Origin of the sequence: Dinoroseobacter sp. S124A (genome assembly GCF_049801015.1) — a bacterium.
Classification (GTDB): domain Bacteria; phylum Pseudomonadota; class Alphaproteobacteria; order Rhodobacterales; family Rhodobacteraceae; genus Dinoroseobacter.
In genome coordinates this window covers 1-25,276 of record NZ_JBNAGD010000013.1, presented here as the reverse complement: position 1 = coordinate 25,276, position 25,276 = coordinate 1, and the positions used below count along the sequence as shown (strand labels likewise).

Sequence of the window (25,276 nt, the reverse complement as noted above, 5' to 3'; positions counted from 1 at the left end):
GGAAGGTACTCGCTTCGGCGTCAAAGCCTGCTAGGCTCGACGCGGGAGGAGACACCATGACGATCTACAAAAGCGGCTACCGTGACACGCCCTTGCGCGATGTCTCGATCACCGAGGCCCTGTTCGAAGGGCTAGCCATTTCGGGGGACAATCCGGCGCTGATTGACGGGCCCAGCGGCGCGATCATGACCGGCACCCAGCTTGAGGCGCGGATCCGTGCCTTTGCGGGCGGGTTGCAGGCGCGGGGCATCGGCCCCGGCGACGTGATTGCCATCATGGCCCCTAACACGCCGGATTACGCGACCGCCTTTCACGGGGTGGCCTTTGCCGGGGCGACGGTCACCACGCTCAACCCCACCTACACCGCCGAGGAGGCCGCCCATCAGCTGGGCGACAGCGGCGCGAAAATGCTCATCACCGTGCCGCCCTTTGCCGAGCTCGCACAGGCGGCGGCTCAGGCTGCCGATGTCTCTGAGATCGTGATGATCGGGGTCGCGGGGCCCGGCGGGCTCGAGGCGCTGTTCGGCCCGCCGCTGGCGCAGCAGGTGCCCGTGGATCTGGAGACGTATCCTGTCGTGCTGCCCTATTCCTCGGGGACGACGGGCCTGCCCAAGGGGGTGATGCTGAGCCATCGCAATCTGGTGGTGAATGTCGATCAATGTCTGGACGTCATCGAAATCCGGCCGGGTGATGTGACCCTCGGGTTCCTGCCGTTCTTTCACATCTATGGGATGACGGTTCTGATGAACCTCTATCTGGCGCAGGGAGCTGTGGTGGTGACCATGCCGCGCTTCGATCTGGAGCAGTTCCTGTCGCTCTGCCAGACCCACAAGCCCCGGCAGCTCTATATCGCGCCCCCGGTCGCTCTGGCGCTGGCCAAACACCCGCTGGTGGATCAGTACGACCTGTCGAGCCTGGAATACATCGTGTCCGGTGCCGCGCCGCTGGGTGGGGATGTCGCCGACGCGGTGGCGGCGCGGTTGGGCTGCGAGATGGTGCAGGCCTATGGCATGACCGAGATGAGCCCGGTGTCCCATATCACGCCGCAGGGGCGGAATGTGACCGGCTCGGTCGGCCAGATCGTTGGCCGGACCGAATGCCGGATCGTGGAGCCCGAGACCGGTCAGGACGCGGAGGAGGGCGAGCTATGGGTGCGGGGGCCGCAGGTGATGCTCGGCTATCTCAACCGGCCCGACGCCACGGCTGAGACCATGGCCGACGGGGGCTGGTTGCGGACCGGCGATCTTGGCCGGTTTGACGATGCGGGCAATCTCTTCATCACCGACCGGGTGAAAGAGCTGATCAAGGTGAAGGGGTTTCAGGTGGCGCCTGCTGAGCTGGAGGCTGTGCTGCTGACCCATGACGGGATCAGCGATGCTGCGGTGATCGGCGTGCCGGATGACGAGGCGGGCGAGCGGCCCATCGCCTTTGTGGTCAGAACCCGCGACGATCTGGACGCCGAGGCGGTGATCGCCCATGGCGCGGCCCATCTGGCCCATTACAAGCAATTGGCGAAAGTGATCTTTGTCGAGGCTGTGCCGAAATCAGCCTCTGGCAAGATCCTGCGGCGGCTGTTGCGGGATCAGGTCGCAGCGGAGGGGTAACCAGGCTCCGCCGCGACCTGTGGGGTCGGTCTGCGGGGTCAGGCCTTGCGGCGCATGAGCCCCAGACCGCCGAGACCGGCAAGCAGCAGGAGTGCCGGCGCAGGCAGCGGAACCGGTGGGATGACCAGCGGGTCCTGTTCCTTGATCGACAGGCGCAGATCGATGCCCAGGCAGGTGATCGATCCGCCCGTGGCGCAATCCGCCTGATTGTAGTTGCCCAGATCGCCCCATAGGCTGATCTGGGTCAGATCGGTGCCGTTGGCTTCGGGGTTATGGAACGTGTCCGCGAAGACGAAGGTCTGGGTCGTCGCGCCGAACATGCTGTCAGCGCTGAACGAGAAGTCGAGGCTTCCGGCCAGGCTCTGATATCCGATGGAGCTCGTCGCGGTGCCGGTCAGGTCGAGCGTGCCCGAGGCCGTCCCGCCCCCGCCGCCCGCGAGGTCGAAGCTGAACCCGATATCGCCGGTCACGCTGTCCCAGGTGTTGAGGCCAAGCGGCGACGGTATCGCGAGGCTGGGCGTGTCGAGCACGCCGCCGGACATCTGCCCCGCTGTTTGGTCGTGGAACACCGAGCTGCCGAACCCGTTCGGATAGGGATCGGCCGTGCCGATCGTCTGGACAATGCCGGTAATGGAATAGGTGGTTGCTGCGGCGGCGAGTGGCGCGCAGAGCGCGGCGGCTGCGACACAAGCGCCGACGAGGGAACTACGAAACATGAGTGGGGCACCTCTTATACTCACAGGGTCTACAAGGCCCGATTTTAACATGATTTTCATAAACTGAACAGAAAATCGGCAAAGTCCCGCGATTTTAGTGAAATTTTGAGCGAAATCTTGACATTAACATGAGCCGATTTGGCGCAAAAAGCCGAATCGGAGCCAAAACTGCTGCAATAGGGTCGATTATCTCAGTGGTGCGAACAATGCGTCGTCGAGCTGACATTCGCGCAAAACATCCGCTCCGCAGCGCCGCAGTGACAGGTCCCGGGTCAGGCAAATCCGCGCTTCCTGAATGCGGCGGTCGCGGCAGGTGATGGTGATCATATCCGGCTGCAGGTCGGGGTTTTCGCGCAGGAAGGCCTCTTCGACCACAGCGGCCGGCAGGGCGACCTCGCGATCAAGTTTGCGGAGGATCTCGGGGCGGGTGATCTGGCCATAAGCCTTGCGCGAGGCGTCGAAATACCCCTCCGCCGAGAGGCCCGAGCACCGCCCGTGCTTCTTCCACTGGTGCCAGGCGAGACCGCTCGATCCCATGATGTCGACCATATCTCCGGTCATGCGCCGGGACGGGTCCCGCGCGGAGGTCCGGCAATAGCTCGGCCAGCCGCGCTCGTATTGCGGCCAGAGCCCGTGCAGGGTCCAGCCCCGCGCCGCGCCCGGGGCGCATTCCGCCGCCTCGCGGGCATCGCCTTCGCGCAGGCACCAGTTGGGCGACCAGCTCAGCGCAAGGACGTAATAGTCGAACGCCCCGGCTTTTTCGCCATCCGCATGCGCCTGTCCGGGACCGAGTGCGGCCAGCAACAGACCGATCCAAAGCGTTACTATGCGGGGGCATGGGCGCATTTCGGGCTTCCCTCAGAATGGTTCCCAGACTATATACCCGGCAAGTTCCCCCAAAGCGAGAACCTGCACCACGGTCGGTGCCGCCGGTTTCCGGCACGGGGGAAGGTATGTCTGCGGCCCTCGACCGGCCCAGGATTTGAGGAGATGCATGCAATGGCAAAACCATTGATGACGAAGGCGACCGCGGTCTGGCTGGTCGACAACACGACTCTGAGCTTCAAGCAGATCGCCGATTTCTGTGAGCTCCACGAGCTTGAGGTGCAGGGCATCGCCGATGGTGATGTGGCGACGGGCGTGAAGGGGTTCGACCCGATCGCGAACAACCAGCTCGACCAAGTCGAGATCGATCGCGGCGAGAAGAGCCCGAGCTACAAGCTCAAGCTGAAATACAACCCTGCTGCCACCGGTGAGGAAAAGCGCCGTGGACCGCGCTACACCCCGCTGTCCAAGCGGCAGGACCGTCCGGCCTCGATCCTGTGGCTGGTGAAGTTCCACCCGGAGCTCAGCGATGGTCAGATCTCCAAGCTCGTAGGCACCACCAAGCCGACCATCCAGGCGATCCGCGAGCGTACCCATTGGAACATCCAGAACATCCAGCCCATCGACCCGGTGGCACTGGGGCTCTGCAAGCAGACCGAGCTGGACGCCGCCGTGCAGAAGGCCGCGGCCAAGAAGGCCCGCGATGGCGAACTGATGAGCGATGACGAGCGTCGCAAATTGGTATCGACCGAGCAGTCGCTCGAGATGGAGCCGGAGCCGCGGATGCCCACGGCGATCTCGGGGCTCGAGAGCTTCACCCTGCTCGGTGGAGATGACGAGGAAGAAGAGGACAAGAGCACCCTCGTGGATGCCGATAGCCTCTTCAACCTGCCCGATACAAACGACGACGAAGACGAGCAGCCCTGATCCGGGGCGCGCGGTCTCGGCTTGCGGCGGATCAAACCGCCGCGCGCCGAGGTCTCAGGGCGTGCAATGCGCCTTGAAATCCGGGCACCGACCGCGTATCTGCACCAAATCCAACAGCGTCAGGCGATAGAGTTCCATGGCTACCACCAATCCGTTCCAGTTCCTTCAGCAGGTGCGCGCCGAAGTCTCCAAGGTCACTTGGCCGACCCGCAAAGAGGTCCTGGTCACATCGACCATGGTCTTCGTCATGGCGGTCCTGACGGCGATCTTCTTCTTCTTTGTGGACTGGACGATCCGCACGGGTCTGCAGGCGGTCCTGAACTTCTTCGGAAGTTGATCCCGGGCGCTGCCCAGCCGAAAGGCGGGGTCGCGCAGAACCCGGTTGAATTCGACCAGTAACGGGGCTAAACGCCAGCGCATCCCCTGAAATAGCGTGCTGCGATTCGTGCTGCACGCTGTTTTTTGTAAGGGGGACCCGCCGGAGGTTGGTCCGGCAGACAGGAATTCTCCGGACATTGCGTCCGGCAAGCGCCTCAAGGGCAGGGAAACGAGCGACATGGCCAAGCGGTGGTATTCGGTGAGCGTCCTCTCGAATTTCGAGAAGAAGATTGCCGAGCAGATCCGTCATTCTGTCGAGGAGGCGGGCCTCGAGGACGATATCGAGGAAGTGCTGGTTCCGACGGAAGAGGTCATCGAGGTTCGGCGCGGCAAGAAGGTCACCGCCGAGCGGCGCTTCATGCCCGGCTATGTTCTGGTGCGCATGGAGATGACCGACCAGGGCTATCACCTTATCAACTCGATCAACCGCGTCACCGGATTTCTCGGGCCTCAGGGCCGCCCCATGGCCATGCGCGATGAAGAGGTGAACCAGATCCTCAACCGCGTCGAGGAAGGTGCCGAGGCGCCGCGCAGCCTGATCACCTTCGACATCGGCGAAGAGGTCAACGTGACCGACGGACCCTTCGAAGGCTTCTCGGGCAGCGTCGAGGAAGTGGATGACGAGAACAGCCGCCTGAAGGTGACTGTTTCGATCTTTGGCCGGGCCACCCCGGTCGAGCTGGAATTCACGCAGGTCTCGAAAACGGCCTGAGTGCAAACGTGGGAGGCGCGGCGGTCGCGATCGCCAACCCGGACCACGGCAACCCGAACGGGTCCGCCCGTTCATGAAGCCCACCGGACGCGTCCGGCCGGGTGTTGACAAGAAGGAGAGGCCAGATGGCCAAGAAACTCGCAGGCACGATGAAGTTGCAGGTGCCCGCCGGACAAGCGAACCCGTCCCCGCCCGTGGGCCCGGCGCTCGGTCAGCGTGGCATCAACATCATGGAATTCTGCAAGGCGTTCAACGCCAAGACCCAGGATCTCGAGCCCGGCGCGCCGTGCCCGACCGTGATCACCTACTATCAGGACAAGTCCTTCACCATGGACATCAAGACGCCGCCCGCGTCTTACTACCTGAAGAAGGCCGCCAAGGTGAAATCCGGCGCCAACACCCCCTCCCGTCAGGTTGTGGGCACGGTGACCGCCGCGCAGGTGCGCGAGATTGCCGAAGCGAAGATGAAAGATCTGAACGCCAACGATATCGATGGCGCCATGCAGATCATCCTGGGCTCTGCCCGCTCCATGGGCATCGAGGTGAAGTAAGATGGCTAAGCTTGGAAAACGCACCCGCGCCGCCCGTGAAGCTCTGGTTGGCAAGACCGATGTGACCGTGGAAGAGGCCGTCTCCCTGATCAAGGGCAACGCCACCTCGAAATTCGACGAGACCATCGAGATCGCCATGTGCCTCGGCGTTGACCCGCGCCACGCAGACCAGATGGTCCGCGGTGTGGTCAGCCTGCCCAACGGCACCGGCAAGACCGTCCGCGTGGCCGTCTTCGCCCGTGGTCCGAAGGCCGAAGAGGCGCAGGCCGCTGGCGCCGACATCGTCGGTGCCGAGGACTTGATGGAGACCATCCAGTCCGGCAAGATCGAGTTCGACCGCTGCATCGCGACGCCGGACATGATGCCGATCGTTGGCCGCCTGGGTAAGATCCTCGGCCCGCGCAACCTGATGCCGAACCCCAAGGTCGGTACGGTAACCATGGACGTCAAAGCTGCCGTTGAAGCCGCCAAGGGCGGTGAAGTGCAGTTCAAGGCCGAGAAGGCCGGTGTTGTGCATGCTGGCGTCGGCAAAGCGTCCTTCGATGAGGCCAAGCTGATCGAGAACGTGCGCGCCTTCGTGGACGCCGTCTCCAAGGCCAAGCCGTCCGGCGCCAAGGGCGCTTACATGAAAAAGATCGCGCTGAGCTCCACCATGGGCCCGGGCGTGACCATCGCCGTGGACAGCGCCACCGGCAACTGAGCCAGCCTCAGGTAGATTTCCAAAGGGCGGCCCTCGGGTCGCCCTTTTTCTTTGCGAGGCTGCGCATCGCGCGACCGGGTTTAGCCTCGGGCAGATACGTAAGGCTAGTACGGGCCCGCCCCGGACCGCCCACCGTGTTCGCGGAGGCCACTGCCCGGTCGAACCTGTCCACTCATGTTGATGCCCAACTCGAAACATGCGTGACGGGTGTCCGGGCCGGACAAGGCCCTGATCGGGATGACCCTAGGATAACCGGACCTTAGGACCTTTCTGACAAGGCTTTGTGAAACCGCGAGGCCGATCCATGAGTGTCTTCGACGACAAGATAGACAATTACAGCAATGGGGCGACGGGATCGATGACGATGCCCGATGGCTCCAGCGTGGGTTACTCCGTTTCCTCCAACGCGCGGACCCGTGACTGGGGCGACGTCGATGACGGGGCGCAGATCCAGCAATCAAACGGCTTCGTCGAGGTGACGTTCGACGCTCCGGTGGCGAATACGGCAATCTACATTTCCAGCTCGAATGTCGGCGAGGAATATGTGGTGGAGGTGGACGGGCAGCCCACGGATCTCAACGCGATGATTGCTTCGGGGCAGGCCAGCTTTCATGATCTCGGCGGCAATCAGATCATCAATGCCGATGGTGAGCTTACAGCGTCGGGCAGCTGGCAGGGCATGGATACGGCGGTGCTGCAGTTTCACGTGCCGGTCACAAGCCTCAGGGTATCGGGGGATGGTTCCGGCGGGGGCTGGGACATCTTCGATATCGGTCTGGCGGGCAGCGACCTGCCCTGCTTTGCCGGCGGTACCCTGATCGAAACGCCCATCGGGCCTTGCCCGGTCGAGGATATCGTGGCCGGAGATCTGGTTGTTACGCGGGATCATGGGGCGCAGCCTGTGTTGTGGACGGGGCGGCGTCTGTGTTCCGAGGAAAGACTGCGCGTCTTCGAGCGGCAGCGCCCGATCGTGATTGCGCCAGGGGCGCTCGGCAAGGGTCTGCCGCGGCGCCAATTGGTGGTGTCGCGCCAGCACCGGGTGCTTTTGCATGCGGCTGGTGAAGAGATTCTCGTCCCCGCGATCAAGCTGGCGGACCGGCCGGGCATTGACGTGGCCACGCCGAAGGGCGCGATCACCTATCATCACCTGCTGCTGCAGGGCCACGAAGTGCTCCTGGCAGAGGGGGCAGGTTGCGAGAGCCTGTTCTGGGGGCCGCGCAGTCCGGCGCTGTTTCCCGAAGCGTTCCGCGCTGTCCCGCCACCGGCCCGGCTGCGGCTCTTGGGGATGACCCCGGCGCGCCGCTTTGTCGAGCGGAAGGCGGCTTTGCGCGCTCTCTTGCGCCCGGCCTGAGCGGGCTCCACCCGAAGCCACGCATGCGCCGACGCCACCCGGAAGGGTCATTTGCCTGCATCCATCGGTCGAACCTGAAAACGGGCCTTGCCGTGCGCGGCGTTTCGGTCTACTCCGCCCTTCGCTGGAGTTGCGTGGATTCGCGGCTCTTTGCAGTCGTCCAAGACGGTGGGTGACCCTCGAGGTCATAATTCCTGCCCGAGACGGGATCAGACGTACCTCTGACGCGCCCACACTGTAGAGCGCCTGGTGGTGTTGGTTCCGTAGAAAAGGACCAAAACCGCCGGAGCGATCCGGTAAAACTGAGCCGGGGTTCCCCAAGCGATTGGGCCCCCAAGTTGGAGTGAAACTGTGGATAGAGCCCAGAAAGAAAAACTGGTCGAGGAACTCGGCCAGATCTTCGAAAGCTCTGGCGTTGTGGTCGTAGCCCATTACGCAGGTCTCACGGTTGCCGAGATGCAGGATTTCCGGGCGCGCATGCGCGACGCCGGTGGATCCGTTCGTGTCGCCAAGAACAGGCTCGCCAAGATTGCCCTTGAAGGGAAGCCGAACGAAAAGATCGGTGAACTTCTCACGGGCATGACCGTTCTCGCCTATTCCGAAGACCCCGTGGCAGCAGCCAAGGTCGCGGAGGCGTATGCCAAGGACAACACCAAGTACCAAATTCTTGGTGGTGCCATGGGCGAGGACTATCTGGACCCTGCGGGTGTCAAAGCTGTGGCCTCCATGCCGTCGCGCGAAGAGCTTATTGCTCAGATCGCGTCCTGCATCGGTGCCCCCGCTTCGAACATCGCAGGTGCCATTGGCGCCCCTGCTTCGAACATCGCGAGCATCCTGTCGACCATCGAGGAGAAGGCCGAAGCGGCCTGATCCCGTGGCGGAGATCTGCGTGGGGTTTAGCACCACGCGTTGGAACACATTTATACAGACGGAAACAGTAAAATGGCTGATCTGAAGAAACTTGCAGAAGAGATCGTTGGTCTGACGCTTCTCGAAGCACAAGAACTGAAAACCATCCTCAAGGATGAGTACGGCATCGAGCCCGCCGCTGGCGGCGCAGTGATGATGGCAGGCCCGGCAGGCGGCGACGCCGGCGGCGCAGCCGAAGAGCAGACCGAATTTGACGTGATCCTGAAGGCCGCTGGCGGTCAGAAGATCAACGTCATCAAAGAGGTCCGCGCGATCACCGGTCTTGGCCTGAAAGAAGCCAAGGAGCTGGTCGAAGCTGGCGGCAAAGCTGTCAAAGAAGGCGTCGACAAAGCCGAAGCCGAAGAGATCAAAGGCAAGCTGGAAGCAGCTGGCGCCGAGGTCGAGCTCAAGTAATCCGGACCTGTTCCGAATTACAAAAGGGTCGCGGGTTCCGCGGCCCTTTTTCTTTGCGCGGATGCCGGTTCCGGATGGGTCTGCCCGCCGCGCCGACGGGCCGTGTCGGACAGGGGGGACGATCCGATTGCCGCTCCGAACGGTCCCCGTTTGGGGGACGTTATTCCGGGATTGAAAAGCTGCGCTGCACCGGATCCCAAAGCAGGCCGGCACGCTGGGCGAAGACCGCGAACTGCTTCTCCAGCGACCGCGCGTTCAGCCGGGCGGACATGCTTCGAAGGGGGATCAGGTTACGCTCGCCATAGCCGTCGACCAGGAAGCAGCCCATGGTGCCGTCCCGCGTGCCATAGACGATGTTCGAGCCGTTGATGTCGCGGGCCACGATGTGCAGGTCGAACATCCTCTTCACAAAGCTGTTCAGCGCGCTCAGCAGTGTCTCATCGATCTTGCGATCCCGGAGAACCCGGCCGATCTGCAGGGCGAGCTCCCCATCCGGGCCAGCAATCCGTTCGACGACGACACCGGGGCCGCGATTGGTCTGAACAATTCCCATCATTCGGGAAATCGGCAAATGCCGGATTTCCTTATCCAGCCGTAGCGTGGCCAGAAACTCGCAATTCAACTCATTCAGCATGCTGCGGAATTTCATTGTCGGAAACAGCTTCCAGGCAAATCGCTTGAGCGGCTTTCTTGGGGATCTGTTTTCCGGCGTATGGAACACCTTTATCAAAAGCTCAGGCTGTCCGGGAAACGTGTAGACAGAGCGCACTGTGCCGCTGGCGACCCTCTGTGGTTCGGAAAGCTCAATGACCTCTGCGGTAAAAAGCATAGCTGCCCTGCTGTGTTATCGGGGTCCCCGGTATGGGTCTCGGGGGCGTAGAGTTGTTGTAATGACAGCAAAGCTCAAGCGGAGAAAGGGCCGTCTCACGGAGCGCTGCTGTCGCTGGCGATGTGGGTGGGCTGCGTTCCGCGCACCCCGGAGCCATGCGCGCGTCTGCCATCCGGGTCGGCGGAATTTCTGGCACGACAATAAATTGCACGTGACACAGTTGCACTCCGCCATGGCCTGACCTAGATAGCTAATTCTGAGCAAGCGCGCGATTCGGGCGCTTTTTCGGCGTTTTCAGACAGAAGGAGCAACATTTTCCCGGTCACGTGAAACGCCCTTCACAGAAAGTCGCTGAAAATGCCGCCTCGCGCAAGGGGGTCAAGGTCGCAGCGCTTTTCTATGAGAGGCAAGGTCGAGCTGACATAGCATTTCATTCGGCCCCGAGAGGGCCCCAGAGACGCCGGGTTCGGAGTGTTCCGTGTCCGGCAAAACCTGTCTTGGTAAGCCGCTTGCTGCAACTGCAGGGGCCAGCGGTTTTCCCAGATGAGGTTTCCGGTTCGGGCGCGCGCCAGTGGGACGGTGCGCAAGGATAGGACCGGTCTTCATCCGACCCGGCGCGGCGAGCTTTCCCCCCAAGGCTCGCGGTGCTGCGATGCAAGAGGATACAGCGCGCATGGCTCAAACCGTTCTCGGCCAAAAACGGTTCCGCAAGTATTATGGCAAGATCCGCGAAGTTCTGGAGATGCCGAACCTGATCGAGGTGCAGAAGAGCTCCTACGATCTCTTCCTGAAATCCGGCGACCAGCTCCAGCCACTTGATGGCGAGGGGATCATGGGCGTGTTCCAGTCGGTCTTCCCGATCAAGGACTTCAACGAGACGGCTGTGCTGGAGTTCGTGAAATACGAGCTCGAGAAGCCGAAATACGACGTCGAAGAATGCCAGCAGCGCGACATGACCTATTCGGCGCCGCTGAAGGTGACCCTGCGTCTGATCGTGTTCGATGTGGACGAGGATACCGGTGCGAAGTCGGTCAAGGACATCAAGGAACAGGACGTCTTCATGGGCGACATGCCCCTGATGACCCCGAACGGGACGTTCATCGTGAACGGCACCGAGCGTGTGATCGTGAGCCAGATGCACCGCTCCCCGGGCGTGTTCTTCGACCATGACAAGGGCAAGACCCATTCCTCGGGCAAGCTGCTCTTTGCCTGCCGGATCATTCCCTATCGCGGCTCCTGGCTCGATTTCGAATTCGACGCCAAGGACCTCGTCTTCGCGCGCATCGACCGTCGCCGGAAGCTGCCGGTCACCACGCTCCTGTATTCGCTGGGTCTCGACCAGCAGGATATCATGGATGCCTATTACGAGACGGTGAACTACACCTATCGCAAGGGCGAGGGCTGGGTGACCAAGTTCTTCCCCGAGCGGATCCGCGGCACCCGTCCCACACAGGATGTCGTTGATGCCGCCACGGGCGAGGTGATTGCTGAGGCCGGCAAGAAAGTCACCCCGCGCGCGGTCAAGAAACTGATCGACGAAGGCGCGGTCACCGAGATGCTGGTGCCCTTCGACGGGATTGTCGGCAAATTCGCTGCCAAGGACATCATCAACGAAGAGAACGGCGCGATCTATGTCGAGGCTGGCGACGAGCTGACCTGGGAAGTCGACAAGGATGGCGCGGTCACCGGGGGCTCCCTGAAGGAGCTGCTGGATGCGGGCGTCGAAGACATCCCCGTGCTCGACATCGATAATGTCACCGTGGGCGCGTATATGCGCAACACCATGGCGGCGGACAAGAACATGAACCGCGACACCGCGCTCATGGATATCTACCGCGTCATGCGTCCGGGCGAGCCGCCCACCGTCGAGGCCGCCTCGGCGCTCTTCGACACGCTGTTCTTCGACAGCGAGCGCTATGACCTGTCGGCCGTGGGCCGGGTGAAGATGAACATGCGTCTGGCTCTCGATGCGCCGGACACCATGCGCACCCTGCGCAAGGAAGACATCATCTCCTGCATCAAGGCTCTGGTGGATCTGCGCGACGGGCGCGGCGATATCGACGATATTGACCACCTCGGCAACCGCCGGGTGCGCTCGGTCGGCGAGCTGATGGAGAACCAGTATCGCGTGGGTCTCCTGCGCATGGAGCGCGCCATCAAGGAGCGGATGTCCAGCGTCGAGATCGACACGGTGATGCCGCAGGACCTGATCAACGCCAAGCCGGCCGCCGCGGCCGTGCGCGAGTTCTTCGGGTCCAGCCAGCTGTCGCAGTTCATGGACCAGACCAACCCGCTGTCCGAAGTGACGCATAAACGCCGTCTCTCGGCGCTTGGGCCGGGCGGTCTGACCCGCGAGCGCGCAGGCTTCGAGGTGCGCGACGTGCACCCGACCCACTATGGTCGGATGTGCCCGATCGAGACGCCGGAAGGACCGAATATCGGTCTGATCAACTCGCTGGCCACCTTCGCCCGCGTGAACAAGTACGGCTTCATCGAAACCCCCTATCGCAAGGTTGAGGGCGGCAAGGTCACCGATGAGGTGAACTACATGTCCGCAACCGAAGAGATGCGCCACACCGTGGCGCAGGCGAACGCCAATCTCGATGATGCGGGCGGCTTCGTGAACGAGATGGTCAACACGCGTCAGTCCGGTGAATACACGCTGGCCGCGCGGGAAAGCGTGGACCTGATCGACGTGTCGCCCAAGCAGCTGGTGTCCGTCGCGGCCTCGCTCATTCCGTTCCTTGAGAATGACGACGCGAACCGGGCTCTGATGGGCTCGAACATGCAACGTCAGGCCGTGCCGCTTCTGCAGGCGGATGCGCCGTTCGTTGGCACTGGTATCGAGGGCGTGGTTGCGCGCGACTCCGGTGCGGCCATCATGGCCCGTCGCGGTGGCTTCATCGACCAGGTGGACGCCACCCGGATCGTGATCCGCGCGACCGAGGATCTGGAACCGGGCGATCCGGGCGTCGACATCTACCGTCTGCGCAAGTTCCAGCGGTCGAACCAGAACACCTGCATCAACCAGCGTCCGCTGGTGAAGGTGGGTGACAAGGTCGGCAAGAACGACGTGATCGCCGATGGCCCCTCCACCGATCTCGGGGAACTGGCGCTCGGCAAGAACGTTGTCGTCGCCTTCATGCCTTGGAATGGCTACAACTACGAGGACTCCATCCTCATCTCCGAGCGCGTGGCGCGGGACGACGTCTTCACCTCGATCCATATCGAAGAATTCGAAGTCGCTGCCCGGGACACCAAGCTTGGGCCGGAAGAGATCACCCGCGACATCCCGAATGTCGGCGAGGAAGCCCTGCGCAACCTCGACGAGGCGGGGATCGTCTATATCGGCGCCGATGTCGGGCCGGGCGATATCCTCGTGGGCAAGATCACGCCTAAGGGCGAGAGCCCGATGACGCCGGAAGAGAAGCTTCTGCGCGCCATCTTCGGGGAGAAGGCCTCGGATGTCCGTGACACCTCCATGCGCCTGCCGCCGGGGGATTTCGGGACCGTCGTGGAAGTGCGCGTCTTCAACCGCCACGGGGTGGAAAAAGACGAGCGCGCCCTGCAGATCGAGCGGGAAGAGGTCGAAAGCCTCGCGCGCGACCGGGATGACGAGATGGTCATCCTCGAGCGCAACATCTACGCCCGTCTCAAGGACATGATCCTCGGCAAGGCCGCGGTGAAAGGTCCCAAGGGCATCAAGGCCGGGTCCGAGATCACCGAGGAGCTGCTCGGCACGCTCAGCCGTGGCCAGTGGTGGCAGCTCGCCCTCGAGGACGAGGCCGAAGCCCAGATGGTCGAGGCCTTGAACGCTCAGTACGAAGCCCAGAAGCGGGCTCTGACCGCGCGGTTCGAGGACAAGGTCGAGAAGGTCCGTCGTGGCGACGATCTGCCCCCGGGCGTGATGAAGATGGTCAAGGTCTTCATCGCGGTGAAGCGCAAGCTGCAGCCGGGCGACAAGATGGCCGGCCGTCACGGGAACAAGGGTGTGATCTCGAAAGTGGTGCCGATGGAGGACATGCCGTTCCTCGCCGACGGGACCCCGGTCGATTTCGTGCTCAACCCGCTCGGCGTGCCCTCGCGGATGAACGTCGGTCAGATCCTTGAAACCCATATGGGTTGGGCCGCGCGTGGCATGGGTCTGCAGATCGACGAGGCTCTGGGTGAGTATCGTCGTTCCGGCGACATGACCCCGGTGCGCGAGGCGATGCGCCTGGCCTATGGCGACGAAGCCTATGAGGATGCGATTGCCGGTCTCGATCAGGATGACCTTCTGGAGCGTGCAGGCAACGTGACACGCGGTGTTCCGATCGCTACGCCGGTCTTCGACGGTGCGAAAGAGGCGGATGTCAACGACGCGCTCACCCGCGCCGGTTTTGACACCTCGGGTCAGTCGGATCTCTTCGATGGTCGTTCGGGCGAGAAATTCGCGCGGAAGGTCACGGTCGGGGTCAAGTACCTGCTCAAGCTGCACCACCTGGTGGACGACAAGATCCACGCGCGGTCGACCGGGCCGTACTCGCTCGTCACCCAGCAGCCGCTCGGTGGTAAGGCGCAGTTCGGCGGCCAGCGCTTCGGGGAGATGGAGGTCTGGGCGCTCGAAGCGTACGGCGCCGCCTACACCCTGCAGGAAATGCTGACCGTGAAGTCGGATGACGTTGCGGGCCGGACCAAGGTCTATGAGAGCATCGTCAAGGGCGAGGACAACTTCGAGGCCGGCGTGCCGGAGAGCTTCAACGTGCTCGTCAAAGAAGTCCGCGGCCTCGGCCTCAACATGGAACTCCTGGATGCGGAGGGCGAAGAGTGAGCGAGACAGCAAGACATATCTTGCTTGTCACAGGCTGTCCGCGAAGCGGAACCACAGCACTTGTTCGTCTGTTGAACACGCACCCTTCGGTGGCCATCGGCATGGAACGCTACACGCGCCGCCTGCTCGATGAGCACCACCTGGAGGCAGACCTGTTCACGCCTGATCGGTTCGCAACTTTTGTCGAAGGAGACTGCAATCGCGTTTCCTTCGATGCGCGCGCGACGCAGGCGGCTTGCGCTAAGGCCCAGACCGCAACAGTGATAGGCGACAAGTCTCCAAACCCGGTGGAGGTGTTCGAAGCGGCCGAAGCAATGGACGGCGAAGTGTCGGTGATCATGATCCTTCGGAGCCCGCGAGCTGTCGCGCGCAGCTTTCAGGTCCGTGCGGAGCGAGCAAAGACCGATCCCGCGGCAGCTCAGTATTGGCCCGCGAGCCGTGACTACAAGCGTGGCATTAAGGCGTTCAATCGATCTGTAGAGGCAACTCTAGAGTTCGCCAACCGTCTGCGGGGGGATGCCGATCTGTCGCGCCGCGTGCGGTTCAAGGTGGTGTCCTACGAGGACCTGTTCCGGAATCGCGATGAAGCCGACAGTCTATTCGCTTTTTTGGGCATCCGCTCGGACGATGCCGATGGTATTGCCGCCATATATGAAGAATCCGCTGTGCTTTCCGGTATGAGGAAAGCGCCGCTTATTGATCTCGCAGTCGCCCTGTGGGCGAAACGTCGCGACTACGCAAGAGCGCTCGACCTCGCTCAGATGGCCGCGTGAAGGAGACACTGATGAACCAGGAACTGACAACCAACCCGTTCAACCCGGTCGCGCCGGTCAAGACCTTTGACGAGATCAAGGTGTCGTTGGCGAGCCCGGAACGGATCCTCTCGTGGTCCTTTGGCGAGATCAAGAAGCCCGAGACGATCAACTACCGGACGTTCAAGCCTGAGCGTGACGGTCTCTTCTGTGCGCGGATCTTTGGCCCGATCAAGGATTACGAATGCCTCTGCGGCAAGTATAAGCGCATGAAATATCGCGGGGTTATCTGCGAGAAATGCGGGGTGGAAGTCACCCTGCAGAAGGTCCGGCGCGAGCGCATGGGCCATATTGAGCTGGCCGCCCCGGTCGCCCATATCTGGTTCCTGAAATCGCTGCCGTCCCGGATCGGCACGATGCTGGACATGACCCTGCGCGATCTCGAGCGGATCCTCTATTTCGAGAACTACGTTGTGATCGAGCCGGGTCTCACGGACCTCACCTATGGTCAGCTGATGACCGAGGAAGAATTCCTCGATGCTCAGGACGCCTATGGCATGGACGCCTTCACCGCCAATATCGGCGCGGAAGCCATCCGTGAGATGCTCTCGGCGATCGATCTGGAAACCGAGGCCGAGCAGCTGCGCGCGGATCTGGCCGAGGCGACCGGTGAACTGAAGCCGAAGAAGATCATCAAACGTCTGAAGCTGGTCGAGAACTTCCTCGAATCCGGCAACCGTCCTGAGTGGATGGTTCTGACGGTCGTGCCGGTGATCCCGCCAGAGCTGCGCCCGCTGGTGCCGCTGGACGGGGGCCGTTTCGCGACCTCGGACCTCAACGATCTCTATCGCCGGGTGATCAACCGGAACAACCGCCTCAAGCGGCTCATCGAGCTGCGCGCACCGGATATCATCATCCGGAACGAGAAGCGGATGTTGCAGGAATCCGTCGACGCCCTGTTCGACAATGGCCGTCGTGGCCGCGTGATCACGGGCGCCAACAAGCGTCCGCTGAAATCGCTTTCGGACATGCTCAAGGGCAAGCAGGGTCGCTTCCGTCAGAACCTGCTCGGCAAGCGGGTCGACTTCTCGGGGCGTTCGGTCATCGTGACCGGCCCGGAGCTCAAGCTGCATCAATGCGGTCTGCCCAAGAAGATGGCGCTCGAGCTCTTCAAGCCGTTCATCTATTCGCGGCTGGAGGCCAAGGGCCTGTCTTCGACGGTCAAGCAGGCCAAGAAGCTGGTCGAAAAAGAGCGTCCCGAAGTGTGGGATATCCTCGACGAGGTGATCCGCGAACACCCGGTCATGCTGAACCGTGCGCCGACGCTGCACCGTTTGGGCATTCAGGCGTTCGAACCGGTGCTGATTGAAGGCAAGGCGATCCAGCTGCACCCGCTCGTGTGTTCGGCCTTCAACGCCGACTTCGACGGCGACCAGATGGCCGTGCACGTGCCGCTCTCGCTGGAGGCGCAGCTCGAGGCGCGCGTCCTGATGATGTCCACGAACAACGTTCTGTCGCCCGCCAACGGCGCGCCGATCATCGTGCCGTCGCAGGATATGATCCTCGGTCTCTACTACATCACGCTGGAGCGTGAAGGCCTGCCCGGTCAGGGCATGGTGTTCGGCTCGGTCGAAGAGGTGGAGCACGCGCTCAATGCGGGCGAAGTGCACTTGCACACCAAGATCCAGGCGCGGGTCAAGCAGATCGACGGAGAAGGCAACGAGATCTATCAGCGGTTCGAGACCACGCCGGGCCGTGTCCGTCTCGGTGCGCTGCTGCCGTTGAATGCCAAGGCGCCCTTCGAGCTGGTCAACCGTCTTCTGCGGAAAAAGGAAGTGCAGCAGGTCATCGACACCGTTTACCGCTATTGCGGTCAGAAGGAGTCGGTCATCTTCTGCGACCAGATCATGACGATGGGCTTCCGCGAGGCGTTCAAGGCGGGCATCTCGTTCGGCAAGGATGACATGCTGATCCCCGACACCAAGTGGAACATCGTCGAAGGTGTCCGCAACCAGGTGAAGGAATTCGAGCAGCAGTATATGGACGGTCTGATCACCCAGGGTGAGAAGTACAACAAGGTCGTCGATGCCTGGTCGAAATGCTCGGATGAAGTCGCCGGCGAGATGATGGACGAGATCTCCAAGGATCGCTTCGATCCCGAGACCACCGAACAGATGGAGCCAAACTCGGTCTACATGATGGCCCATTCCGGTGCCCGTGGTTCGCCGGCCCAGATGAAGCAGCTTGGCGGGATGCGCGGTCTGATGGCCAAGCCGTCGGGCGAGATCATCGAGACGCCGATCATCTCGAACTTCAAGGAAGGCCTGACCGTTCTGGAGTACTTCAACTCCACCCACGGGGCCCGGAAGGGTCTGGCGGACACCGCGCTCAAGACTGCGAACTCGGGTTATCTGACCCGTCGTCTCGTGGACGTGGCGCAGGACTGCATCGTGCGGATGAACGATTGCGGCACCGAGAACTCGATCACCGCGACCGCCGCCGTCAATGATGGGGAGGTTGTGGCCAGCCTGGGCGAACGTGTTCTGGGTCGCGTGGCGGCTGAGGACGTGCTCGACCCGGCAACGGGCGATGTCATCGTCGCGTTGGGTGAGCTGATCGACGAGCGCAAGGCCGACCTGATCGAACAGGCCGACATTGCCTCCATGCGGATCCGCAGCCCGCTGACCTGTGAAGCGGATGAAGGCGTCTGCGCCCAGTGCTATGGCCGGGATCTCGCGCGCGGGACCAAGGTCAATGTGGGCGAGGCCGTCGGCATCATCGCGGCACAGTCCATCGGCGAGCCCGGCACGCAGCTGACGATGCGGACCTTCCACATCGGCGGCATCGCGCAGGGTGGTCAGCAGTCCTTCCAGGAAGCGGGTCAGGAGGGCAAGGTTGTCTTCCGCAACCCGAACCTGCTGGCCAATGCTGCGGGCGAGAACATCGTCATGGGCCGCAACATGCAGCTCGCGATTGTCGATGGCGAGGGCAACGAGCGGGCGAGCTTCAAACTGGGCTACGGCACCAAGGTCCATGTGGCCGAGGGCACGGATGTGGCCCGGGGCGACAAGCTCTATGAATGGGACCCGTACACCCTGCCGATCATCGCCGAGAAATCGGGGATGGTCCGCTTCGTCGACCTCGTCTCGGGCATCTCGGTGCGCGAAGAGACCGACGATGCCACCGGCATGACCCAGAAGATCGTGTCCGACTGGCGCGCGGCTCCGAAGGGCAACGAGCTCAAGCCCGAGGTCCTCATCGCGGATCCGGAAACCGGCGAGCCTGTGCGCAATGATGCGGGCAACCCGGTGACCTACCCGATGTCCGTGGACGCGATCCTCTCGATCGAGGATGGCACCAACGTGACGGCTGGTGACGTGGTCGCCCGGATCCCGCGCGAAGGGGCCAAGACCAAGGACATCACCGGTGGTCTGCCGCGTGTGGCCGAACTCTTCGAGGCGCGGCGTCCCAAGGATCACGCGATCATCGCCGAGATCGATGGCTATGTCCGGTTCGGGCGCGACTACAAGAACAAGCGTCGCATCTCGATCGAGCCGTCGGATGACACGATGGAGCCCGTGGAATACATGGTGCCCAAGGGCAAGCACATCCCTGTGGCCGAAGGCGACTTCGTCCAGAAGGGGGATTACATCATGGATGGCAACCCTGCCCCCCATGACATCCTCCGGATCATGGGGATCGAGGCGCTCGCGGATTACCTGATCGACGAGGTTCAGGACGTCTACCGACTGCAGGGTGTGAAGATCAACGATAAGCATATCGAAGTGATCGTCCGCCAGATGCTGCAGAAATGGGAGATCCTCGACAGTGGCGAGACCACGCTGCTCAAGGGCGAGCATGTGGACAAGCTCCAGTTCGAGGCAGCCAACGAGAAGGCGGTTGCCGAAGGGCGCCGTCCGGCACAGGGCGAGCCGATCCTTCTGGGGATCACCAAGGCGAGCCTGCAGACCCGGTCCTTCATCTCGGCGGCCTCCTTCCAGGAGACGACCAAGGTGCTGACCGAGGCCTCGACCATGGGCAAGCGCGACAAGCTGATCGGCCTGAAGGAGAACGTCATCGTGGGTCGCCTGATCCCGGCGGGCACCGGAGGTGCGACCCAGCAGATGCGCCGCATCGCCCAGGATCGCGACCAGAAGGTGCTGGAACAGCGTCAGGCAGAGGCCGAGGAGGCCGCCGCCCTCGCCGCGCCGGCTCCGGAGGATGTGTTCGACTCCGGGGGCGATATGGACATGTCCGATATCGCCATGCCGGAGAGCCGCGAGTAAGCCGCGGCCCGATCCCAAGACTTGAAACCCCCGCATCCAGATGCGGGGGTTTTGCTTTGCCGCCCCGCGGTTCTTCCTGAGACCCAGCCATGCCCCAGCCCCTTGCCACCTCGCCCCGCGCCGCGGGCAATCTGCGTGGTGCCGCCTATATGCTGCTCGTCACGGCGAGCTTCACGGTGGGCGACGCACTGATCCGGTCCGCCGCCGAGCAGATGCCCCTGTTCCAGGTGGTGTTCCTGCGCGGGTTGGTCGCCATGGCCCTGCTGGGCGGCATGGCCTGGCGGAGCGGGGCCTTTGCCCTCCGGATCGCGCCCCGGGACCGGCGTCTGATCGGGCTGCGCAGCGGGGCCGAGATCTGCGCCATGATCCCCTTCTTCATCGCGCTGGCCAATATGCCCTTCGCGAATGTCAGTGCTCTGCTGCAGGCTCTGCCGCTGACCCTGACCCTCGCCGGGGCGCTGTTTCTCGGCGAGCACGTGGGCTGGCGGCGGCTCGCAGCGATCGGTGTGGGCCTTGTCGGGGTTCTGTGCATCGTGCAGCCGGGCGGAGCCGGGTTCAGCGCCTATGCGCTGCTGGTGCTGCTGGCGGTGGGGTTCGTGACCTTCCGGGATCTTTCCACCCGCCGGATCGACCCGGGGATCCCCGCCGTGTTCCTGGGCTTCGTCATGGCGGTATTCGTGACCGTGGCGGCCGGGGGGCTGTCGCTGCTGACGCCCTGGGCGCCGGTGACGGGGGTAGGGGCACTGCTGCTGGTCGGGGCCGGGGTGTTCATTGCGTCGGGCTACACTTTTGCCGCGCTGGCCATGCGCTATGGCGAGATCGGATTCGTCACGCCGTTCCGTTATATGGCGCTGATCTGGGCGGTGCTGATCGGCTTTTTCGTCTTCGGCGAATGGCCGGATCCGCTGACATGGATCGGGGCGGGAATCGTGGTGGCCACGGGGCTTTACACCCTGTACCGGGAACAGGTCGTGCGCCGCCGGAGCCGGGCGCGGTAGCGCCCTGCGCGAAAAGCCCGAAGGCGCCTTCGGGGCGTGTTGACAACCCTCCCGACTCCCCCTATACCCCGCGCCACTTGAGGTGCCGGAACGCCGGTCCTCGGGCATCACAATTCGAAGTGGTCACGATCCGGGTTCACGCCCCGATCCTCTGGAATTCCACCGCGCCGGGCTCGCGAAGGGTCCGTCCGCGGTTTTGCGCTTTGCGGACGCGTGAAGTGCCTAACGCAATCCGCGCGACCGTCGCGCGATGTCATGACGAGCTAAACGGGGAACCGGAATGCCAACGATTCAACAGCTGATCCGCAAGCCGCGGCAGCCCAAAGTAAAACGCTCCAAGTCTCAGCACCTGGAAGGTTGCCCGCAAAAGCGCGGCGTCTGCACGCGGGTCTACACGACCACGCCGAAGAAGCCGAACTCGGCCATGCGGAAGGTCGCCAAAGTGCGCCTGACCAACGGCTTCGAGGTGATCAGCTACATCCCGGGTGAAAGCCACAACCTGCAGGAACACTCCGTGGTCCTCATCCGCGGCGGTCGTGTCAAAGACCTTCCCGGTGTGCGCTATCACATCCTGCGTGGTGTTCTGGATACCCAGGGCGTCAAAGACCGTAAGCAACGCCGTTCGAAGTACGGCGCGAAGCGTCCGAAGTAAGAGGAAGAGTAGATGTCTCGCCGTCACGCCGCCGAAAAACGCGAAGTTCTGCCGGACGCCAAATTTGGCGACCGCGTTCTGACCAAGTTCATGAACAACCTGATGATCGACGGCAAGAAGTCCGCCGCTGAGAAGATCGTCTACAACGCGTTTGATCGCGTTGAGGGTAAGCTGAAGCGCTCGCCGCTCGAAGTGTTCCACGAATGCCTCGACAACATCAAACCGTCGGTCGAGGTTCGCTCCCGCCGGGTTGGTGGTGCCACCTACCAGGTGCCGGTCGAAGTGCGTCCCGAGCGCCGCGAAGCCCTGGCCATCCGCTGGTTGATCAACGCCTCCCGCGCGCGCAACGAGAACACCATGGAAGAGCGTCTCGCCGGCGAGCTGGTCGATGCCGTGAACTCCCGTGGTTCCGCCGTTAAAAAGCGCGAAGACACGCACAAGATGGCCGAAGCCAACAAAGCTTTCAGCCATTACCGCTGGTAACATTCCTTCAGCCTAGGACCGAACCCAATGGCACGCGACTATCCCCTCGACCGCTACCGTAACTTCGGGATCATGGCGCATATCGATGCAGGCAAAACCACCTGCTCCGAGCGCATCCTGTATTACACCGGCAAGTCCCACAACATCGGCGAAGTTCATGATGGCGCGGCCACCATGGACTGGATGGAGCAGGAGCAGGAGCGTGGCATCACGATCACCTCTGCTGCGACCACCACCTTCTGGGAGCGCACCGAAGACGGCGCGACGGCTCAGACGGAAAAGCACCGGATGAACATCATCGACACGCCGGGTCACGTGGACTTCACCATCGAGGTGGAGCGTTCGCTCGCCGTTCTCGACGGTGCGGTTGCCGTGCTCGACGCAAACGCTGGTGTGGAGCCCCAGACCGAGACCGTGTGGCGTCAGGCTGACCGCTACAAGGTTCCGCGGATCGTCTTCGTCAACAAGATGGACAAGATCGGCGCAGATTTCTTCAACTGCGTCGAGATGATCCAGGACCGCACCGGGGCCATCCCCGCACCCATTCAGATCCCGATCGGGGCGGAGAACGAGCTCGAAGGCATCGTCGACCTGATCACCATGGAAGAGTGGGTCTGGGCCGGTGAAGACCTGGGCGCTTCCTGGGAGCGTCGCCCGATCCGCGACAGCCTGAAGGAAACTGCCGACGAATGGCGTGCCAAGCTCATCGAGACTGCGGTCGAGATGGATGACGACGCCATGATGGAATACCTCGAAGGCAACGAGCCCGACGTGGACACGCTGCGCGCGCTGATCCGCAAGGGCACCCTCGAGATCGCTTTCATCCCCGTGCTGTGCGGCTCCGCGTTCAAGAACAAGGGTGTTCAGCCCCTGCTCAACGCTGTGATCGACTTCCTGCCGAGCCCGGTCGACGTGGTCGACTACATGGGCTTCAAGCCGGGCGACGAGACAGAAACCCGCGATATTGCACGTCGTGCGGATGACAACATGCCGTTCTCGGGCCTCGCGTTCAAAATCATGAACGACCCCTATATGGGCACGCTGACCTTCACGCGGATCTATTCGGGCACCCTGGCAAAGGGTGACAGCCTGATGAACACCACGAAGGGCAAGAAAGAGCGCATCGGCCGGATGGTGATGATGCACTCCAACAAGCAGGATGAGATCACTGAGGCATTTGCCGGTGACATTATTGCGCTTGCGGGCCTGAAGGACACCACAACCGGTGATACGCTGTCGGATGAGAAGGACCAGGTTGTTCTCGAAACCATGACCTTCCCCGATCCGGTGATCGAGATCGCCGTCGAGCCGAAGACCAAAGCCGACCAGGAGAAGATGTCTCAGGGTCTGCAGCGTCTCGCAGCCGAGGATCCGTCCTTCCGGGTTGAGACCGACCTCGAGTCCGGTCAGACCATCATGAAGGGCATGGGCGAACTTCACCTGGACATCCTGGTGGATCGCCTGAAGCGCGAGTTCAAGGTTGAGGCGAATATTGGTGCGCCGCAGGTGGCCTATCGCGAGACCATCGGTCACGAGGTCGAGCATACCTACACCCACAAGAAGCAGTCGGGTGGGTCCGGTCAGTTCGCCGAAGTGAAGATGATCATCACACCGACGGAGCCGGGCGAAGGTTATTCCTTCGAGTCCAAGATCGTTGGTGGTGCTGTGCCCAAGGAATATATCCCGGGCGTGGAAAAAGGCATCAACTCGGTGATGGATAGCGGCCCGCTGGCTGGCTTCCCGGTCATCGACTTCAAGGTTGCTCTGATCGACGGCAAGTTCCACGACGTGGACTCCAGCGTTCTGGCCTTCGAAATCGCCGCTCGTATGGGCATGCGCGAAGGCATGAAGAAAGCGGGCGCCAAGCTGCTTGAGCCGGTGATGAAGGTCGAGGTGGTGACACCCGAAGACTACACCGGTGGCATCATCGGCGACCTGACCTCCCGTCGCGGGCAGGTCACCGGGCAGGAGCCGCGCGGCAACGCCGTGGCAATCAACGCCTTCGTCCCGCTGGCCAACATGTTCGGCTACATCAACACCCTGCGCTCCATGTCTTCGGGCCGGGCGCAGTTTACGATGCAGTTCGATCACTATGATCCGGTTCCGGCGAATATCAGCCAGGAAATCCAAGAGAAATTTGCATAACCGGGACGGCGGGGGGATCCCCGCCCTACCCAACACCGTAGGGCGGGGCCGACCCCGCCACCCCGACAAGAGACAAGGAGGCCATCATGGCTAAGGAAAAGTTTGAGCGTTCTAAACCGCATGTTAACATCGGCACGATCGGGCATGTTGACCACGGCAAGACGACGCTGACGGCTGCGATCACCAAGCAGTTTGGCGACTTCAAAGCCTATGACGAGATTGACGGCGCGCCGGAAGAGAAGGCCCGCGGGATCACGATCTCGACCGCGCATGTGGAATACGAGACCGACGCGCGTCACTACGCCCATGTGGACTGCCCGGGTCACGCTGACTACGTCAAGAACATGATCACCGGCGCGGCCCAGATGGACGGCGCGATCCTCGTGGTGAACGCGGCCGATGGCCCGATGCCCCAGACCCGCGAGCACATCCTGCTCGGCCGTCAGGTGGGCATCCCCTACATGGTCGTCTTCATGAACAAGGTGGACCAGGTCGACGACGAAGAGCTCCTGGAGCTGGTCGAGATGGAAATCCGCGAGCTTCTGGACAGCTACGAGTACCCGGGCGACGACATTCCGATCGTTGCGGGCTCCGCCCTGGCGGCTCTCGAGGGCCGTGACGACGCGATCGGCACCGAGAAGATCGCCGAGCTGATGGCGGCTGTGGATGACTACATCCCGACCCCGGCGCGCGCCGTGGACCAGCCCTTCCTGATGCCGATCGAGGACGTGTTCTCGATCTCCGGCCGCGGCACGGTTGTGACCGGTCGTGTGGAGCGTGGCGTGATCAATGTGGGCGACGAGATCGAAATCGTCGGCATCCGCGACACCACCAAGACGACCTGCACCGGTGTGGAAATGTTCCGCAAGCTGCTGGATCGCGGTGAAGCGGGCGACAATATCGGCGCCCTGTTGCGCGGTGTGGACCGTGAAGGTGTCGAGCGTGGTCAGGTTCTCTGCAAGCCGGGCTCCGTGACGCCGCACACCAAGTTCGAAGCCGAAGCCTATATCCTGACCAAGGATGAAGGTGGCCGTCACACGCCGTTCTTCGCGAACTACCGTCCGCAGTTCTACTTCCGGACGACGGATGTGACCGGGACCGTGACGCTGCCGGAAGGCACCGAGATGGTGATGCCGGGCGACAACCTGAAATTCGGTGTCGAGCTGATCGCCCCGATCGCCATGGAAGACGGCCTCCGCTTCGCCATCCGCGAAGGCGGCCGCACCGTCGGCGC

20 protein-coding genes are annotated in these 25,276 nt (G+C 62.6%); 17 read left to right on the top strand and 3 right to left on the bottom strand.

The window, feature by feature from the left end; translation table 11 throughout:
• Positions 1–56 precede the first annotated feature (56 nt).
• A complete protein-coding gene (locus ACP15I_RS21170) occupies positions 57–1,604 on the top strand; it encodes an AMP-binding protein (protein WP_424976576.1) in 1,548 nt (515 codons plus the stop codon).
• A gap of 38 nt (positions 1,605–1,642) precedes the next feature.
• Here the strand turns inward: ACP15I_RS21170 and ACP15I_RS21165 are convergent, their stop codons facing one another.
• Both ACP15I_RS21165 and ACP15I_RS21160 read right to left on the bottom strand, forming a co-directional pair.
• The gene (locus tag ACP15I_RS21165; RefSeq protein ID WP_424976575.1) at positions 1,643–2,320 is read right to left on the bottom strand and encodes a VPLPA-CTERM sorting domain-containing protein; all 678 of its coding nucleotides are present in this window, start codon (positions 2,318–2,320) and stop codon (positions 1,643–1,645) included.
• Positions 2,321–2,506: 186 nt separating this feature from the next.
• Positions 2,507–3,166, bottom strand: a complete 660-nt coding sequence (locus tag ACP15I_RS21160; protein WP_424976574.1) for a ribonuclease T2 family protein — start codon at positions 3,164–3,166, stop codon at positions 2,507–2,509.
• Positions 3,167–3,319: 153 nt separating this feature from the next.
• Between ACP15I_RS21160 and ACP15I_RS21155 the strand changes: the two genes are divergently transcribed.
• The 8 genes from ACP15I_RS21155 to rplL all read left to right on the top strand — a co-directional run bounded on the left by ACP15I_RS21155 (position 3,320) and on the right by rplL (position 9,087).
• The gene (locus ACP15I_RS21155) at positions 3,320–4,072 is read left to right on the top strand and encodes a DUF1013 domain-containing protein (RefSeq protein ID WP_424976573.1); all 753 of its coding nucleotides are present in this window, start codon (positions 3,320–3,322) and stop codon (positions 4,070–4,072) included.
• A gap of 136 nt (positions 4,073–4,208) precedes the next feature.
• The gene (gene secE, locus ACP15I_RS21150) at positions 4,209–4,409 is read left to right on the top strand and encodes a preprotein translocase subunit SecE (protein WP_424968701.1); all 201 of its coding nucleotides are present in this window, start codon (positions 4,209–4,211) and stop codon (positions 4,407–4,409) included.
• Positions 4,410–4,628: 219 nt separating this feature from the next.
• Positions 4,629–5,162, top strand: a complete 534-nt coding sequence (gene nusG / locus ACP15I_RS21145) for a transcription termination/antitermination protein NusG (protein WP_424968700.1) — start codon at positions 4,629–4,631, stop codon at positions 5,160–5,162.
• Between the two features lie 125 nt (positions 5,163–5,287).
• Complete coding sequence (gene rplK / locus ACP15I_RS21140; RefSeq protein ID WP_424968699.1) at positions 5,288–5,713, top strand: 50S ribosomal protein L11; 426 nt, start codon at positions 5,288–5,290, stop codon at positions 5,711–5,713.
• Position 5,714: 1 nt separating this feature from the next.
• Positions 5,715–6,413 carry a 50S ribosomal protein L1 gene (gene rplA / locus ACP15I_RS21135; RefSeq protein WP_424968698.1) on the top strand — a complete coding sequence of 233 codons (699 nt, stop codon included), beginning with the start codon at positions 5,715–5,717 and terminating at the stop codon, positions 6,411–6,413.
• A 304-nt stretch (positions 6,414–6,717) separates the two neighbouring features.
• On the top strand, positions 6,718–7,764 hold the full coding sequence (locus tag ACP15I_RS21130) for a Hint domain-containing protein (protein ID WP_424976572.1): 1,047 nt from the start codon (positions 6,718–6,720) through the stop codon (positions 7,762–7,764).
• 351 nt (positions 7,765–8,115) lie between these two features.
• Complete coding sequence (gene rplJ / locus ACP15I_RS21125) at positions 8,116–8,634, top strand: 50S ribosomal protein L10 (protein ID WP_424968695.1); 519 nt, start codon at positions 8,116–8,118, stop codon at positions 8,632–8,634.
• Between the two features lie 72 nt (positions 8,635–8,706).
• Positions 8,707–9,087 carry a 50S ribosomal protein L7/L12 gene (gene rplL, locus ACP15I_RS21120; protein WP_424968694.1) on the top strand — a complete coding sequence of 127 codons (381 nt, stop codon included), beginning with the start codon at positions 8,707–8,709 and terminating at the stop codon, positions 9,085–9,087.
• Positions 9,088–9,247: 160 nt separating this feature from the next.
• Here the strand turns inward: rplL and ACP15I_RS21115 are convergent, their stop codons facing one another.
• Entirely contained in the window at positions 9,248–9,916 is a 669-nt protein-coding gene (locus ACP15I_RS21115) for a YrbL family protein (RefSeq protein ID WP_424976571.1), read from the bottom strand.
• A 673-nt stretch (positions 9,917–10,589) separates the two neighbouring features.
• Between ACP15I_RS21115 and rpoB the strand changes: the two genes are divergently transcribed.
• The 8 genes from rpoB to tuf form a co-directional block, all read left to right on the top strand.
• On the top strand, positions 10,590–14,726 hold the full coding sequence (gene rpoB, locus ACP15I_RS21110; RefSeq protein WP_424976570.1) for a DNA-directed RNA polymerase subunit beta: 4,137 nt from the start codon (positions 10,590–10,592) through the stop codon (positions 14,724–14,726).
• The gene (locus tag ACP15I_RS21105) at positions 14,723–15,499 is read left to right on the top strand and encodes a sulfotransferase family protein (RefSeq protein ID WP_424976569.1); all 777 of its coding nucleotides are present in this window, start codon (positions 14,723–14,725) and stop codon (positions 15,497–15,499) included. Before rpoB ends, ACP15I_RS21105 begins: the two co-directional genes overlap by 4 nt.
• A gap of 11 nt (positions 15,500–15,510) precedes the next feature.
• On the top strand, positions 15,511–19,764 hold the full coding sequence (gene rpoC / locus ACP15I_RS21100; RefSeq protein ID WP_424976568.1) for a DNA-directed RNA polymerase subunit beta': 4,254 nt from the start codon (positions 15,511–15,513) through the stop codon (positions 19,762–19,764).
• An 89-nt stretch (positions 19,765–19,853) separates the two neighbouring features.
• A complete protein-coding gene (locus tag ACP15I_RS21095; RefSeq protein ID WP_424976567.1) occupies positions 19,854–20,762 on the top strand; it encodes a DMT family transporter in 909 nt (302 codons plus the stop codon).
• 280 nt (positions 20,763–21,042) lie between these two features.
• A complete protein-coding gene (gene rpsL, locus ACP15I_RS21090) occupies positions 21,043–21,414 on the top strand; it encodes a 30S ribosomal protein S12 (protein WP_116133146.1) in 372 nt (123 codons plus the stop codon).
• Between the two features lie 12 nt (positions 21,415–21,426).
• Positions 21,427–21,897, top strand: coding sequence for a 30S ribosomal protein S7 (gene rpsG, locus ACP15I_RS21085; protein ID WP_424968689.1), 471 nt, complete (start codon positions 21,427–21,429; stop codon positions 21,895–21,897).
• 27 nt (positions 21,898–21,924) lie between these two features.
• A complete protein-coding gene (fusA, locus tag ACP15I_RS21080; protein ID WP_424976566.1) occupies positions 21,925–24,042 on the top strand; it encodes an elongation factor G in 2,118 nt (705 codons plus the stop codon).
• Positions 24,043–24,128: 86 nt separating this feature from the next.
• On the top strand, positions 24,129–25,276 hold a 1,148-nt coding region (gene tuf / locus ACP15I_RS21075), incomplete at its 3' end, for an elongation factor Tu (protein WP_424976565.1).